The organism is Nocardia sp. NPDC019395 (genome assembly GCF_040632335.1).
In the GTDB taxonomy this organism is placed as follows: Bacteria; Actinomycetota; Actinomycetes; order Mycobacteriales; family Mycobacteriaceae; genus Nocardia.
Genome location: NZ_JBEYBT010000014.1, coordinates 33,442 through 46,948, shown reverse-complemented (window position 1 = coordinate 46,948; position 13,507 = coordinate 33,442). Strand labels below are relative to the sequence as shown.

15 protein-coding genes are annotated in these 13,507 nt (G+C 69.0%); 9 read left to right on the top strand and 6 right to left on the bottom strand.

The window, feature by feature from the left end:
* Window positions 1-165: 165 nt before the first annotated feature.
* Genes ABZ827_RS24430 through ABZ827_RS24420 form a run of 3 tightly spaced genes read left to right on the top strand, consistent with a single transcriptional unit; the run spans window position 166 to window position 2,083 of the window.
* Window positions 166-930: an NUDIX hydrolase gene (locus ABZ827_RS24430; protein ID WP_357240867.1), complete on the top strand. Its 765-nt coding sequence runs from the start codon at window positions 166-168 to the stop codon at window positions 928-930.
* Complete coding sequence (locus ABZ827_RS24425) at window positions 930-1,658, top strand: dihydrofolate reductase family protein (RefSeq protein ID WP_357240864.1); 729 nt, start codon at window positions 930-932, stop codon at window positions 1,656-1,658. The genes ABZ827_RS24430 and ABZ827_RS24425 overlap by 1 nt, the downstream gene beginning before the upstream one ends.
* Entirely contained in the window at window positions 1,628-2,083 is a 456-nt protein-coding gene (locus ABZ827_RS24420; protein WP_357240861.1) for a deaminase, read from the top strand. Before ABZ827_RS24425 ends, ABZ827_RS24420 begins: the two co-directional genes overlap by 31 nt.
* 87 nt (window positions 2,084-2,170) lie before the next feature.
* On the opposite strand, the gene ABZ827_RS24415 is transcribed toward ABZ827_RS24420, so the two are convergent.
* From ABZ827_RS24415 to thiO, 6 genes are all read right to left on the bottom strand, one after another.
* Window positions 2,171-2,935 (bottom strand): adenylate/guanylate cyclase domain-containing protein, encoded by a 765-nt coding sequence (locus tag ABZ827_RS24415; protein ID WP_357241102.1) that lies wholly within the window; start codon window positions 2,933-2,935, stop codon window positions 2,171-2,173.
* 656 nt (window positions 2,936-3,591) lie between these two features.
* On the bottom strand, window positions 3,592-4,359 hold the full coding sequence (locus ABZ827_RS24410; protein ID WP_357240858.1) for an ABC transporter permease: 768 nt from the start codon (window positions 4,357-4,359) through the stop codon (window positions 3,592-3,594).
* Window positions 4,359-5,354, bottom strand: a complete 996-nt coding sequence (locus tag ABZ827_RS24405; RefSeq protein WP_357240855.1) for an ABC transporter ATP-binding protein — start codon at window positions 5,352-5,354, stop codon at window positions 4,359-4,361. Before ABZ827_RS24405 ends, ABZ827_RS24410 begins: the two co-directional genes overlap by 1 nt.
* A gap of 105 nt (window positions 5,355-5,459) precedes the next feature.
* Window positions 5,460-6,218, bottom strand: coding sequence for a thiazole synthase (locus ABZ827_RS24400; RefSeq protein WP_357240852.1), 759 nt, complete (start codon window positions 6,216-6,218; stop codon window positions 5,460-5,462).
* Window positions 6,211-6,447, bottom strand: a complete 237-nt coding sequence (gene thiS / locus ABZ827_RS24395; RefSeq protein ID WP_357240850.1) for a sulfur carrier protein ThiS — start codon at window positions 6,445-6,447, stop codon at window positions 6,211-6,213. Before thiS ends, ABZ827_RS24400 begins: the two co-directional genes overlap by 8 nt.
* A 2-nt stretch (window positions 6,448-6,449) precedes the next feature.
* Window positions 6,450-7,553, bottom strand: coding sequence for a glycine oxidase ThiO (thiO, locus tag ABZ827_RS24390; protein WP_357240847.1), 1,104 nt, complete (start codon window positions 7,551-7,553; stop codon window positions 6,450-6,452).
* A 204-nt stretch (window positions 7,554-7,757) separates the two neighbouring features.
* On the opposite strand from thiO, the gene thiE reads away from it, so the two are divergent.
* From thiE to ABZ827_RS24360, 6 genes are all read left to right on the top strand, one after another.
* Window positions 7,758-8,456, top strand: coding sequence for a thiamine phosphate synthase (gene thiE / locus ABZ827_RS24385; protein WP_357240845.1), 699 nt, complete (start codon window positions 7,758-7,760; stop codon window positions 8,454-8,456).
* A 1,009-nt stretch (window positions 8,457-9,465) separates the two neighbouring features.
* Complete coding sequence (locus tag ABZ827_RS24380; RefSeq protein WP_357240842.1) at window positions 9,466-9,873, top strand: hypothetical protein; 408 nt, start codon at window positions 9,466-9,468, stop codon at window positions 9,871-9,873.
* Window positions 9,874-9,895: 22 nt separating this feature from the next.
* The gene (locus ABZ827_RS24375) at window positions 9,896-10,204 is read left to right on the top strand and encodes a hypothetical protein (RefSeq protein WP_357240839.1); all 309 of its coding nucleotides are present in this window, start codon (window positions 9,896-9,898) and stop codon (window positions 10,202-10,204) included.
* A 261-nt stretch (window positions 10,205-10,465) separates the two neighbouring features.
* Window positions 10,466-11,422 carry an ABC transporter ATP-binding protein gene (locus ABZ827_RS24370; protein WP_357240836.1) on the top strand — a complete coding sequence of 319 codons (957 nt, stop codon included), beginning with the start codon at window positions 10,466-10,468 and terminating at the stop codon, window positions 11,420-11,422.
* 1 nt (window position 11,423) lies between these two features.
* Entirely contained in the window at window positions 11,424-12,206 is a 783-nt protein-coding gene (locus tag ABZ827_RS24365; protein WP_357240833.1) for an ABC transporter permease, read from the top strand.
* 123 nt (window positions 12,207-12,329) lie between these two features.
* Complete coding sequence (locus tag ABZ827_RS24360; protein WP_357240829.1) at window positions 12,330-13,496, top strand: histidine kinase; 1,167 nt, start codon at window positions 12,330-12,332, stop codon at window positions 13,494-13,496.
* Window positions 13,497-13,507 lie beyond the last annotated feature (11 nt).

Sequence of the window (13,507 nt, the reverse complement as noted above, 5' to 3'; positions counted from 1 at the left end):
GGCGCCGTGCGCGCTGTATCACTCTGCCGTATGTGGGCGATATCGCTCACACCGCTGTCATGAGCGTATTCGGTATTGTGCACGCTCGCGCTCTGACGGCCACAACGACCATCGATACGACCCGGTACGGCAGGATGGAGGGACGGTCGACGAGGACGGTGCGAGATGCGCGGAGATGGAGACGGGTGGGCTTTGAGCCCCGGTGGGGTGCGGCACTGGGGGAAGTTCGGCGCGGCCGGGTTGTTGCTGCGGGCGCCGATCGGCAGCGGCGGCGCGGCCGTATTGCTGCAGCATCGGGCGCTGTGGAGTCATCAGGGCGGAACCTGGTCGCTGCCCGGCGGGGCCAGGGACAGTGACGAGACGGCTGTGCACACCGCGGTGCGGGAGGCGGATGAGGAAGCCGGGATCAAGGTCGCCGATATCCAGGTGCGTGCCGAACGGGTGACCGCCGTCGCGCCCAGCGGCTGGACCTACACCACGGTGATCGCCGACGCCGGTAAGCGCTTGCCCGTCCGGCCCAACAAGGAGAGCGTCGAACTGGCCTGGGTTCCCGAGGACGAAGTGGACCGCTTTCCGCTGCATGCCGGCTTCGCGGACGCCTGGCCGGGGCTGCGGGCGACCTTCGCCCGGATGGATACGAGCGAGTGCGCGCGGGCCGACGCGGCCGAGTTGGCCGTGACCCTGCCCCGCACGATCGATCTGGGCGCGGAATTCGTCTGGCTGCACGCCGACCCCGAGGGCCCGGGCGAACTGGCGGTCCTGCTGGATCCGCCGTATCCGGCCGAGGAATCCGATGGCGGGGAGTCCTCGGATGCGGCCGCCGCGGTGGCGGCGGCCGGTGATCCCGCCGCCGGGCCCGGCGAGACCGTTCCCGTGGAGGCCAGGGTGCTGGGGATCCCGCGGGGCCGGGTCCTGGGGCCGGAGGCCTGATGGGCGACGGGGGTGGCGGCCGGCCTTTTGTCCTGCTGTCGGTCGCGGTGAGTGTCGACGGATATATCGATGACACGGCCCCCGACCGTCTGCTGCTGTCGAACGAAGCCGATTTCGACCGGGTGGACGGATTGCGGGCCTGGTCGGACGCGATTCTGGTCGGCGCGGAGACGGTGCGCCGCGACAACCCGCGGTTGCTGGTCAAGAGCGCGCAGCGCCGCCGGGCCCGGGCCGCCGCCGGGAAACCCGAGCATCCCCGGAAAGTCACCGTGACCGCCGCCGGGAACCTGGATCCGGATGCCCGTTTCTGGCATCACGGCACCGAGGAGAACCCTCCGCTCGTCTACACCACCGAAACCGGCGCCCGGCGGCTGGTCGAGCGGCTGAGCGCGCCCGCCGAGATCGTCGCGCTGGGCGCCGAGCTCGAATTCGGCGCCCTCCTCGACGACCTCGACGCACGCGGGATCGCACGTTTGATGGTCGAGGGCGGTGGCCGGATCCACACTGCTTTCCTGGCCGGTGGGCTGGCCGATGAACTCCACCTCGCCCTCGGACCCGCCCTGGTGGGGGATCCGCGGGCACCGCGCTTCCTGCACCCCGCCCGATTCCCGGGTGGATCTACTCACCGCATGGAACTGCTCGAAGTCTCCCAGCTCGGGGATGTGGCAGTGTTGCGGTACCGACCCCAGGAGACCCGATGCCCGAACCCGACCACCACTACTGGATGAACCGGGCGATCGAGCTGGCGCGGCGCAGTCCACCGGCTCCGGGCGCTTTCTCGGTGGGGGCGGTGATCGTGGCCGACGGTACCGAGCTCGCCACCGGCTACTCGCGCGAAGCCGACCCCAAGAACCATGCCGAGGAGGCCGCGCTGGCCAAACTCGACCCGGCCGATCCACGGTTGCGCCACGCCACGCTGTACAGCACCTTGGAGCCGTGTTCGGAACGTGCCACCAAGAGCAGGCTGCCGTGTACGGACCGGGTGATCGCCGCGGGAATCCCGGCCGTGGTCATCGCCTGGCGCGAACCCGCGACTTTCGTCGTCAACTGTGTGGGCGTGGAGAAGCTCGAACAGCACGGGGTGCGGGTGCTGGAACTACCTGAACTGGCCGACGCCGCGATGGCGATGAACCGCCACCTCGACCTGTCCTGAGCCGCAGCTCAGGCCGGCCGGAACAGCGCTTTCAGGTGGCGGTCGGTGTTCAGGTACTGGTTCTCCCACCTGAACACCGAGCATCCATCAGGCCGTGCTGACCCGGTAGATCCGTAGATCCTCCGGGACGCCGCTGAGCGGCGCGGCGAAGAAACTGCGGCGGTAGGGGCGGGCGGTGTGCCCGAGCTCGTCGAGAGTTTCCGGTTCCATGGCGGCGAGGGTGGATTCGGAGATCATCATGCGGCCGTTGCCCGCCGCTTCCATCACCCGGGCCGCGATGGTCACGTCCACGCCCAGCCAATCGCCGCCGATCTCGCGCGGTGAGCCCGTATGCAGGCCGATACGCATCCGGGGCCGGTAGCTGCCCACCGCGATATCGGCGAGGTTGCGCCGGGCCGCGATCGCGGCCTCGACCGCGCCGTCGGCGGATGGGAACACGGCCATCACTCCGTCGCCCATCCGTTTGACGACCTGTCCACCCCGTTCGGCGATGGGCGGTTCGATCGCGCGGGCGACCTTGCGCAGCAGATCGAGGGTGGCTTCGTCACCGGCGGTCAGCGACCACGACGAGAACGAGACCAGGTCGGTGAACATCACCGTTATCTCCTGGGTGCCCTTACCGCGGCCGAGGCGTTCGAGTGCCGCCTGCCACACCTGCAGGGCGCCGAAGCCGATTTCGCGGGCGGCGCTGGGGCTGTCTCCTACGAGCCGGTCCGCGGCGCGGGCGACGGCACGGGCGCCGCCGGGGCCGGTGACCGAGAGTGGATCGCCGAAGGCCGGATCGCCGGGAAGTTGGGTGCGCGCCTTCCGGAGGACCTCGATCACGTCCGGACGCTGGTTGGCGGCGTTCATGAACGCGGAGAGCGGGCCGATCCGGGGGCGGGTGGTGCCGCGGGTGCTTTCGGTGGTGGACGCGGGGCCTTCTGCCACGGTGGGTGCGGGGCCGTCCGCGGTTACGCGGCGCTGCCGGTTCCGGGACTGCGGGGACCGTACGGTCGCCGGATCACCGTTCCCCGGGACGGGGGTCAGCTCGATTGTCGGGCCCTCGGCGCCGCTATCGGCCTCCGGCTCCGGTGCGGGGCTGCCGGAGGGTTTGTCGTTCACGCCCCGAGGGTATCTCAGGGGGTTGGACGTGGGTGGAGTGCTGAGGATCGTCACCTGTCACCTCTCTATCGGAGGAGTGCGGCACGCCGTTGGGTCCGCCGATGGAAAACGTGTGGTGCCTTGCCTGAACTCGATGGTAGCGAGGGCCGCGGGGCCGGAGGTGAACGCTCGGTTACTGATAGCCGGCGTTCGCGATGCGGCCCGGCCGCCGCGAATCGATGATCAGGACAAATGTCCAGGATGTGATTACGACCACCGGTCCGGCGCTCGGTGCGCCGGACCGGTGGTAAGTGCACCCCGGCGACCGGGCAGTGGCCGCCGAAGCGCGGGGTACGCGAAATCCTCCCGACAAGGTCGCGCACCCGTTACCCGAGCGGCGAGGGAAGCGGCTCGGGTAGCTCGCGTCAGGCGTCTCGCCGGTTGACCAGCAGTAACGCGATACCGGCGACGACGGCGACGAAGGCGATGAAGTAGGCGAGGCTACCCCACGCGCCCCAGTGCCAGCTCGCCGAGGACAGTGTCTCGTCCATCGTCGCGAAGCGGCTCGCGTTCTGGAACGGCAAGAACGCGCTGATCTCACGTCCCACTTTACCGAGCGCTCCGACCAGCGGTTCGATGATCAGCTGCCACAAAACGATCAAGGAAATCGCCGCGGCGGATTGCCGTACCAGCACGCCGACCGCGATCGCCAGCACCACATTGAGGAAGGCCAGGATCGGTACCGCGTACAGCGCCCGCCAGTTGCCGTCGAGCATCAGCGTGGCCCCCGCGTCACCCGCGACCGCTTTGGCCACCGCATAGGCGGCGAAGGCCAGCACAGTGGTGAGGACCGCCGCGTAGAGGCCCACCAGTACCGTCTTCGCACCGATGACGAGCGTCCGGTTGGGTACCGCCTGGAACGTCGTGCGGATGATGCCGAACCGGTATTCACTGGTCACGGTCAGGGTGGCCATGATGGCCAGCACCATGACCCCGAACCCGGTGATACCGAGGAAGGCGGTATCGACCGTGAGGGCGGGGGCGCCGGAGGACTGCGGATCATCGGCGGCGATCCGCCCGATGAGACCGAACAGCGCGGCGAAACCGACAGCCAGAGCCACCACGATCGCCGAGCACCACCACGGCGAGCGGGTGGAGGTGAGTTTGATCCGCTCCGCGGCGATCACACCCATTACTGCGCACCTCCCAGGACCTTCGGCTGTTGCGGCGCCGGCGAATCCGCCGCGAGCACCGCGGCATCACCCGCGGAGCCGATCTCGCCGTGATATTGGACATCCCCGCCGGTCATCCGCATGAATGCTTCCTCCAGTGAACCGCGCTGCGGCGCGAGCTCGTAGAGGGTGATGTTGTGCTCCCCGGCCAGCGCGCCGACAGCGTCGCTGGTCACCCCGTTCACGACCAGTGCCGCGCCCTCGGCGTTGTCGTCGTTCTGTTTGACCGTCATCCCCTGCGAGGTGAGCAGGCTGCGCAGCTCGTCGAGTTGCGGGCTGCGCACCCGCACCGACGCCTCCGACGCGCGTTCGATGAATTCCGAGGTGGTGGAATCGGAGATGAGCCGGCCCCGGCCGATCACCACCAGGTGATCGGCGGTCTGCGACATCTCCGAGAGCAGATGGCTCGACACCAGAACGGTGCGGCCCTCGGCGGCCAGCCGCTGCATGAAGCGGCGGATCCACAGGATGCCCTCCGGGTCCAGGCCGTTGACCGGTTCGTCGAACAGCAGGACGTTCGGGTCGCCCAGCAGCGCCCCCGCCAGCCCCAGCCGCTGCGACATACCGAGCGAGAATCCACCCGCCGATTTCCCGGCGACCTCGGAGAGGCCCACCAGCCGCAGTACTTCCTCGACCCGCGCTTTCGGCAGATCGTTGGATGCGGCCATCCATTCCAGATGGGCGCGCGCGGAGCGGTTCGGGTGCACCCATTTCGCGTCGAGCAGGGCGCCCACCTCGCGCAGCGGGTGGCGGATCTGGGCATACGGTTTGCCGTTGATCAACGCGGTGCCCGCGGTGGGCCGGTCGAGGCCCAGGATCATCCGCATTGTGGTGGATTTACCGGCGCCGTTCGGTCCGAGAAAACCGGTGACCTGACCTGGTCGCACTGTGAAGGTCAGGTCCTGGACCGCGACGGTCTGCCCGTAATGCTTGGTCAAGCCCCGGACTTCGATCATGGGGACCAGCATGCCCTATGCGAAGGGTCCGTGCGTCGCCCGCTGGTCGTGACCCGCGGTCATCCTGGAGGATGACCCGCATCGGCGAAAACCCCGGCCTACCCCTTACAACTCCGGCGACGACGCCTGAGCCCAGAAGCGCTTGGGTATCCGGCCCGCCGCGCGCGCCCGGTGCCCGGCCCGGACCGCGTCCGCCATGGCGGCGGCCATCAGTGCCGGCTGCCGGGCCCGGGTGACAGCGGTCGCGAGCAGGACCGCCGAGCAGCCGAGTTCCATGGCGAGTGCGGCGTCGCTGGCGGTGCCGATCCCGGCGTCGAGGATGACCGGAACCCCCGCGCGGCCCACGATCATCTCGATATTGTGCGGATTGCCGATCCCGAGCCCGGTGCCGATCGGGGCGCCGAGCGGCATCACCGCCGCGCAGCCCGCGTCTTCGAGTCGTTTGGCGAGGGCCGGATCGTCGTTGGTGTAGGGCAGCACCGTGAAACCGGCGTCGACCAGCTGTTCGGCCGCGTCGAGAAGTTCGATGGGATCGGGCAGCAGGGTGCGCTCGTCGGCGATCACCTCGAGTTTGACCCAGGTGGTGTCCAGCGCTTCGGCCGCCAACTGCGCCGTGAGTACCGCCTCGGCGGCGGTCCGGCAGCCCGCGGTATTGGGCAGCGGTGCGATATCGAGCCGTTTCAGCAGATCGAGCACACCCGTCCCGCCGGCCGAGTCGACCCGGCGCATGGCGACGGTGGTCAGCTCGGTGCCGGAGGCGAGCAGCGCCTCCTCCAGGACGGTCAGGTTCTCCGCCCCGCCGGTGCCCATGATCAGCCGGGAGCCGAAGGTGCGGCCGGCGATGCGCAGCGGTTCGTCAGCCACCCTGGACCGCCGTCAGCACATCGATCTCCCAGCCGCGGCCGACCGGTTCGTCCCAGCGCGATTTGGGGAATACCGCACCGTCGACGGCCAGCGCCACGCCCTGGCACGGCAGTTCCAGCCGTTCCAGCAGTTCCCGCACGGTGAGTGGTTCGCCGAATTCGTGCTCGGCCCCGTTCACAGTGACCCCGATGGGGACCGGCGATACCGGTGCCCCTGATGCTGATGACATTGTTATCGACTACCTCCTGAGAGTGTGGACGCCGCGAACCGCCGCGGACGGGCCGCCGCGGCCTCGGCCAGCGGTTGCCCGTCCAGTTCGGCGAGCACCGCGTCGGCGGTGAGCGCACTGGTCAGCATGCCATTGCGGCCGTGGCCGGTGGCGGCGATCACGCGGTCGGACAGGCGGCCGATCAACGGGAGATTGTCCGGGGAACCCGGCCGTGATCCGGCGCTCGCCTCGACCAGTTCGTATTCACCGATCCCGGGCAGTACGACCTCGGCGTCGCTGATGAGGTCACGGACCCCGGCGACGGTGACCGCGGTATCGAAACCGGCCTCGTACTGGGTCGCGCCGACCACCACGCCGTCGGCGCGGGGCACGAAGTACACGGGCCGGCCGTGGACGCGGGCGCGCACCACCCGGGTGGGGGGCGGTTGCGTGCCGGGGCGCTGCCGCAGCCGCAGGATCTCGCCCTTCACCGGCCGCACCGGCAGCCCCGGCCAGAGCGCGGCGGAGGCGGCGCCCGCGGCGAGGACGATCCGGCTGTGCTCGAGTTCGGCGAGATCCCGGACCTGGACGGGGCGCACGACCACCCCGGCTTCGGCGGCGGCTTTGCGCAACGCGGTGACCAGCTGCCGGTTGTCGATGGCGGGTTCGGCCGCGGCCAGCAGCCCGGCTCGTACGGTGCGCGCCAACGCCGGTTCCAATGCCCGCACCCCGGCGCGGTCCAGCAGCCGCAGATCGTGTCCGCGATCGCTCACCCAGTCGGCGACAGTGCGCAGGTCGGCGGCATCGGCGCTGTCCTGGGCGACAGTGAGGGTTTCGCCGGCCACGAATACATCCACCCCGGTGACGGCCTCGAGCCGGCCGGCGAAACCGGGCCAGCGCGCCAGCGCCGCGGCGCCGAAAGCGAGGACCTCGTCCTCACCGGGCCAGCCTTCGGAGAGCGGCGCGAGCATCCCGCCGGCCACCCACGACGCGCCGCTGCCGGGTTCCGGATCGAAGAGGGTGACAGCCCAGCCGGCTTCCGCGGCCCGCCATGCCACCGCGAGACCGATCACACCGCCACCGACGACGGCGACGGTCGGCCCGGGAGCGGTTTCCGGCATGGTCATCCGCGCCACCTCCTGGGTTTTCGTACGTCCGATATCGCGTCAGGAGTGACGCCGGGACCGTGCGAACCACGCGGCTCCCGTCCTCGGGCGGGATCTCGCGGCGCCGGTTGCGCCCGGTTCGTCGCCCGCGTGGTGAGCGCGGATGTTCGCACCACGTTCTACCTCCTGCAACATATCCACGTTAGCGCGGTTACCGTGGCAGTTGTGCAACCGTCCTCCGCTCGCAGACAACTTCCGCCGCGCGATCGTCTCGCGACCGCCCGGCTGTACCTGTGCACCGACGCCCGGCGCGACAAGGGCGATCTGGCCGCGTTCGCGGACGCGGCGCTGGCCGGTGGAGTCGATATCATCCAGCTCCGTGACAAGGGATCGCCCGGGGAGCAGCGGTTCGGTCCGCTGGAGGTCAAGGGCGAACTCGCGGCGCTCGCCGAACTGAAGGCGGCCACCCGCCGGCACGGTGCGCTGCTGGCGGTGAACGATCGTGCGGATATCGCGCTGGCCGCCGCCGCCGATGTGCTGCATCTGGGCCAGCAGGATCTGCCTCCGTGGTACGCCCGGCGCATTCTCGGGCCGGACGTGGTGATCGGACGTTCCACCAACGACCGCGAGCAGGCCCGCCTGGCCGCGGCCGACGAGAACCTCGACTACTTCTGCACCGGGCCGGTCTGGGCGACCCCCACGAAGCCCGGCCGGCAACCGGCCGGCCTGGAATTGGTGCGGGCCACCGCCGAGGCCGCGCCGACGCGGCCCTGGTTCGCCATCGGCGGTATCGACGCCGCGACGCTCCCCGAGGTGATCGCGGCGGGCGCCGAGCGCGTGGTGGTGGTGCGCGCGATCACCGAATCCGCGGATCCGGAATCCGCCGCCCGCGACCTGAAAGCCGCGCTGCTCGCGGCCGACTGATCACCCGCCCCGTAACGCGGGGACCCTCGTACTCCGGATCGTCCGGGCGCGGCCTCCGGGCGGGCGCAACCGCCGGAGTGCCCATGGCGTCGCGCGATCTACCGCAGTCGGAGAAGTGCCGCCCGTGGCCACCAGGAGCGTGCAGGCCGGGGCTGCTCGCCAGTGGTGGGGAGTCAATCCGGGTTGCACTGCACCGCCGATCAGCAATACGGCGACGGTGAACAGTGGAATCGCGGCGTTATCGACTGGACATGGGATGTATTTCCCGGTTGTGCAGGGCAAATGCCTTTCTGGGACGGCAAATCCGGCGAGCGGACATGCGATAATCGCATTCTCGAGAAACCGGATTCCGACGTGTCATTTGCACCGTCATCGACTCTGGAGGTCTTCAACCGGGTGGAGGACCGGTGTGGCACGTAGGTCGGCAATGTGCGATGCGTGGAAGTTGCGGCGTCCGCGGCTTTGACGCGCGTCGAATACGGGTCGCGGCCTGCCTTTTCGGCAGCGCGGAGTCGAGCTCCGCACGCCGGGGGGCGACCGGCCGATGCCGGGCTGCCGAGCGCCGAGGCGACTGATGGTCAACAAGCCTGACCCCACCGATGCCGCGGCAGCTATGAGAATGATAGCCCAGCGCACGGTCGGGTTAGCCCGCGATGGGGCCGAAGAAGCTGTGGCAAGGCCGGCCCGTGGGGTCGCTGGTCAGCTCAACGACCTTCAACAGGTGCGGGCGGACACGGGCAACCTACCTGGTATTCCGCGGCAGGACTCGGCCGACAATCGTGGGTCGCAGGGGCCGGGGGCGGCGCCGATCCCCGGTCCCCGGGGCGGAAACAGGACACCTGATCTCCCTGGAGGGAAGAGGCCGGTCCCCGCGCCCCCGAAGAGGATGTCCGGCGCGATATCAACACCGAAGGCTCCCACTGATCAGCCACTTGGTCATTGGGGAGTTGAATCGTCGGACGGCACCCTCCAGCGACGGGACAAGGCGCCGACACCACAGAACATTCGCATGTCCATGCGCAGCCGAGAGCACATTCTGTTCGGCAGCAGAAATGGTCTGACCGGTGGGCATGCGCCCGGTACCGGACTACCGTTCAAGACCGAGTTCCCCGTAGGAGTGAGCCACCCCAAGATCATCGCCCTCGTCGAGAGCGTAGCCAGGAATCCGGACAGACCCCCCATCGGTGAGGACATCACCCGCGTCCGGAGGGACGGCAGCGAATGGGAAGAACGCCGATGGGTGTGCTGGGGCAAGCGCGAGGTCGAAATCAAGGACCAGGACGGCAGCGATATTGTCGGCGAAATCGACATCAAAGTCGTTGTGGCCGAGAACGGCGTAATTGTGACTGGACACCCTCTTCGCGGTACGGGCGTGATGCGTAACGACCAGTACGGCAACCCGCACCCTGTCGAATAGGACAATGAGCTCGGATAGGACAATGAGCACCGTGGACCTCGTCAAGCTGCACAACGACTCGCGAGACCTGTTGGAGCGGCTTGCCGACCGGCTTCCTCCGGACCGACTCGCCGACTACCGGTCCGACAGCGATGCGGGGGAGTGGGGTGTACTGCTCGACGCGCTCTGTGCGCGCCTGGTGCGGCGACAGATCCCGGTCACCCTGCCGGAGCGCGACATTCTGGCCGGACTGCTGGCAATGTTGGAGATCGTGGAGGAAGGCGAGGAGGACTACGCCTACCTCAGTGACCCGTCGCGCGTGCTGTCCCAGCTTCACGTCGTACCCTCCTGACTGGTAGCGGCGGGTGTGGAGCGCGTGCTGTTGCGTGCGATCACCGAGTTCACGGACCTGAATCCGCAGCCGCGATCTGAAAGCCGCGTTGCTCGCGGCCGGCTGATCCACCCGTTCGCGGGCATTGCGGCGACCTGTGTTCCGGCACGACCGGTGGGCGTCGGCCCGATGCCGTAGTGCGAAGGCGGCATGACAATCGTCATGGCCGATCGATGACACACGTGCGAGGTATCGGCCGCGTGCACGCGGGACTGTGGATTCATGACAACAACAGCGACACCGCCGGTCGCGGGACCGGCGGCGGGCCGTGCCGGCGGGAGCGAACCGGCCGCGATCGAATTGCGCGATCTGTGTAAGAGTTTCCGAGTTCCGGGAAGTGAGGTCCGGGCTGTCGACGGACTCGACCTGGTGATCGAACCGGGGGAGATCGTGGCCTTCCTGGGCCCCAACGGCGCGGGTAAGTCGACGACCATCGATATGGTGCTCGGGTTGGTGACCCCGGATTCCGGCACAGCGCGAATTTTCGGCGGACCGCCGGAACAGGCCGTGGCCGCCGGGCGTATTTCGGCGGTTCTGCAATCGGGCGGGCTGCTGCCCGATCTGACCGTGGCCGAAACCGTGCGACTCGTGGCGGCCCTGTACCCGCGGCCACGGCCGGTCGACGAGGTGCTCACCCGCGCGGGAATTCTCGATATCGGCGCGCGCCGGGTGGGTAAATGCTCCGGCGGTCAGCGGCAGCGGCTGCGGTTCGCGCTGGCACTGCTGCCCGACCCCGATCTGATCGTGCTGGACGAACCGACCACCGGAATGGACGTCGAGGGTCGCCGGGAGTTCTGGAACGCGATGCGCGCAGATTCCCGGCGCGGCCGCACGGTGGTTTTCGCGACCCACTACCTGGACGAAGCGGACGCCTACGCCGACCGCATCGTGCTGGTGCGCGGCGGGCGGGTGGTCGCCGACGGTACCGCCGCCGAGATCAAGAACCTCGCGGCCGGCCGCAGTGTCAGCGCGCGGTTGCCCGGTGCCGATCCCGCGCGGTTGCTGGCGGTTCCCGGTGTCGACGATGTCGAGATCTCCGGAGATCGAATCGTCGTGCACACCAGCGATTCCGATACCCTCGCCCGCCATCTGCTCACCGAGACCGCGGCGGCGGATCTGGAGATCACCTCGCACAACCTCGAATCGGCGTTCCTCGCGCTCACCACCGGAGGCCACTGAAATGACCACTACCGTCCCTCGATCGCTGCCGGTCGCGCACCGCGTTCTCGGTGGATTCCGGGTCGCCTTCCTGCGCATGGAACTGATCCGGATGCTCCGCAACCGGCGTACCTTGCTGATCACACTGGTTATGCCGCCGCTGTTCTTCGCCCTGTTCGGGCTGCAATCCGATTACCGCACACAACCGTTCGGTTCGGGCAATGTCACCGGCTACGTCATGGTGTCGCTGGCCGTCTACGGTGCGATGGTGGCCACCACCAGCGGTGGTGCCATGGTCGCGATCGAACGCGCCCAGGGCTGGAGCCGTCAGCTCCGGCTGACCCCGTTGCGGCCGGTCGCCTATATCGCGACGAAGGTGGCCGTCGCGATGGTGCTGGGCCTGGCATCGGTCACTGTGGTTTTCGCCGTCGGCGCGATCTGCGGGGCGCGGCTCACACCCTCGGCCTGGGTGTTCTGTTTTCTGCTGGCCTGGGTGTGCTCGTTGGTGTTCGCGGCCTTCGGATTGTTCCTCGGATATCTGCTGCCCTCGGAGAACGTGATGCAAATCCTCGGCCCCGCCCTGGCGGCGCTGTCGTTCGGTGGTGGGTTGTTCATACCGTTGCACGGCTGGCTGGGGACCCTTTCGGCGTTCTTCCCCACGCACGGTGTGGCGACCCTTGTCCGGATGCCGTTCGGCGATACCAGCGATACCTCCATCGCGCTGGCGGTCGTGAACGTCGCGATCTGGACGGCCGTATTCGTCGGCGGTGCCGCGATGATGTTCCGTCGTGACACCGCGCGCTGAGCGGGAGATGCCGCCGCCCGGGTCGCCTCGGACTTCGGTACGGTCGGTTCTCGTGATCGACCACCGCGCGGGCCGTCGGTACCCCGTTACAGCAGGTGTGCTTCGAGTTCCCAGGGGTCGAGCATGAGTTTCCCAACCGTATCGCCACCGCCGGACCGGGTGTCCGGTCTCCTCGACCGGCTGGCCCGCGCCGACGTCTTCGCGGGCGGCGGTCGCCGCGGCTGGTTCGGCGCGCTGCTGGCGGTGCTCTGGCTCGCGTACCTCGTGACGCCGATTCTGCAGCGCTGGCGGCAACACGACCAGCCGTCCGCGGCGGCGGCGACGGTAGCGCTGGCCGCGTACGCGGCACTGACCGTCGTGGCGTTGGCCGGACTGCGCGGCACCGACCCGCGTGACCCGGCCTCGCCACTCGTGGCGGACCACCGGGTGTGGCCGGTTCTCGCGGCCATGGTGCCCTGCGTCGGCGTGCTGGTGGTGGTCCTCGGCCCCGCGGCGGTGCCCACCGTTCTCTATATCGCCATAGTCGCCGTTCTCCGTCTCCCCGCCCGTGGATCCGGCTTGGTCTGTGTGGCGGTCGTGCTCGCGGTATTGCTGTGCGTGCTCATCGTGCCGAGGCTGTCCGGTGTGCCGGTGTACATCGCGCTTCTGCCCGTGTTCATCTGGGTGGTACGGCAGATCGGACAGCGCGGTGCCCGGCTGACCGAGCTGGCCCGCCGCCAGCGGTCCGAGCTCGCCGTCGCCGAGGAACGTAACCGGGTCGCCCGGGACGTGCACGATATACTGGGCCATTCGCTCACCGTGATCACCGTGAAAACGGAACTGGCGCAACGGCTTATAGATATAGATATCGAACGTGCCAAGGCGGAGATGGCTGATGTCGAACAGCTCGCCAGGGATGCGCTGACCGGAGTTCGCGATACCGTCGGCGGTCTCCGCGAGGTGACATTGCGCGGGGAACTCGCCAATGCGCGCAGCGCCCTCGCGGCCGCCGATATCGCGGCCGACCTGCCCGACCCGGCACGACTGCCCGCCGGAAACCACGAACTGTTCGGCTGGGTACTGCGCGAGGCGGTCACGAATGTGGTCCGCCACAGTGCCGCCCGGCACTGCGCCGTCACCGTGACGCCGACGAGTATCGAGGTGACCGACGACGGCCGCGGGCTCCGTGCCGCCGCGGCCGGGTCGGGATTGGCCGGGTTGCGTGAACGGACCGCGGCCGCCGGTGGAAAGTTGACGATATCGGAACCGGCAGGAGGAGGAGTGCGTGTTGCCGTCACCGTTCCCGGCTGAGCCGGGGCGCG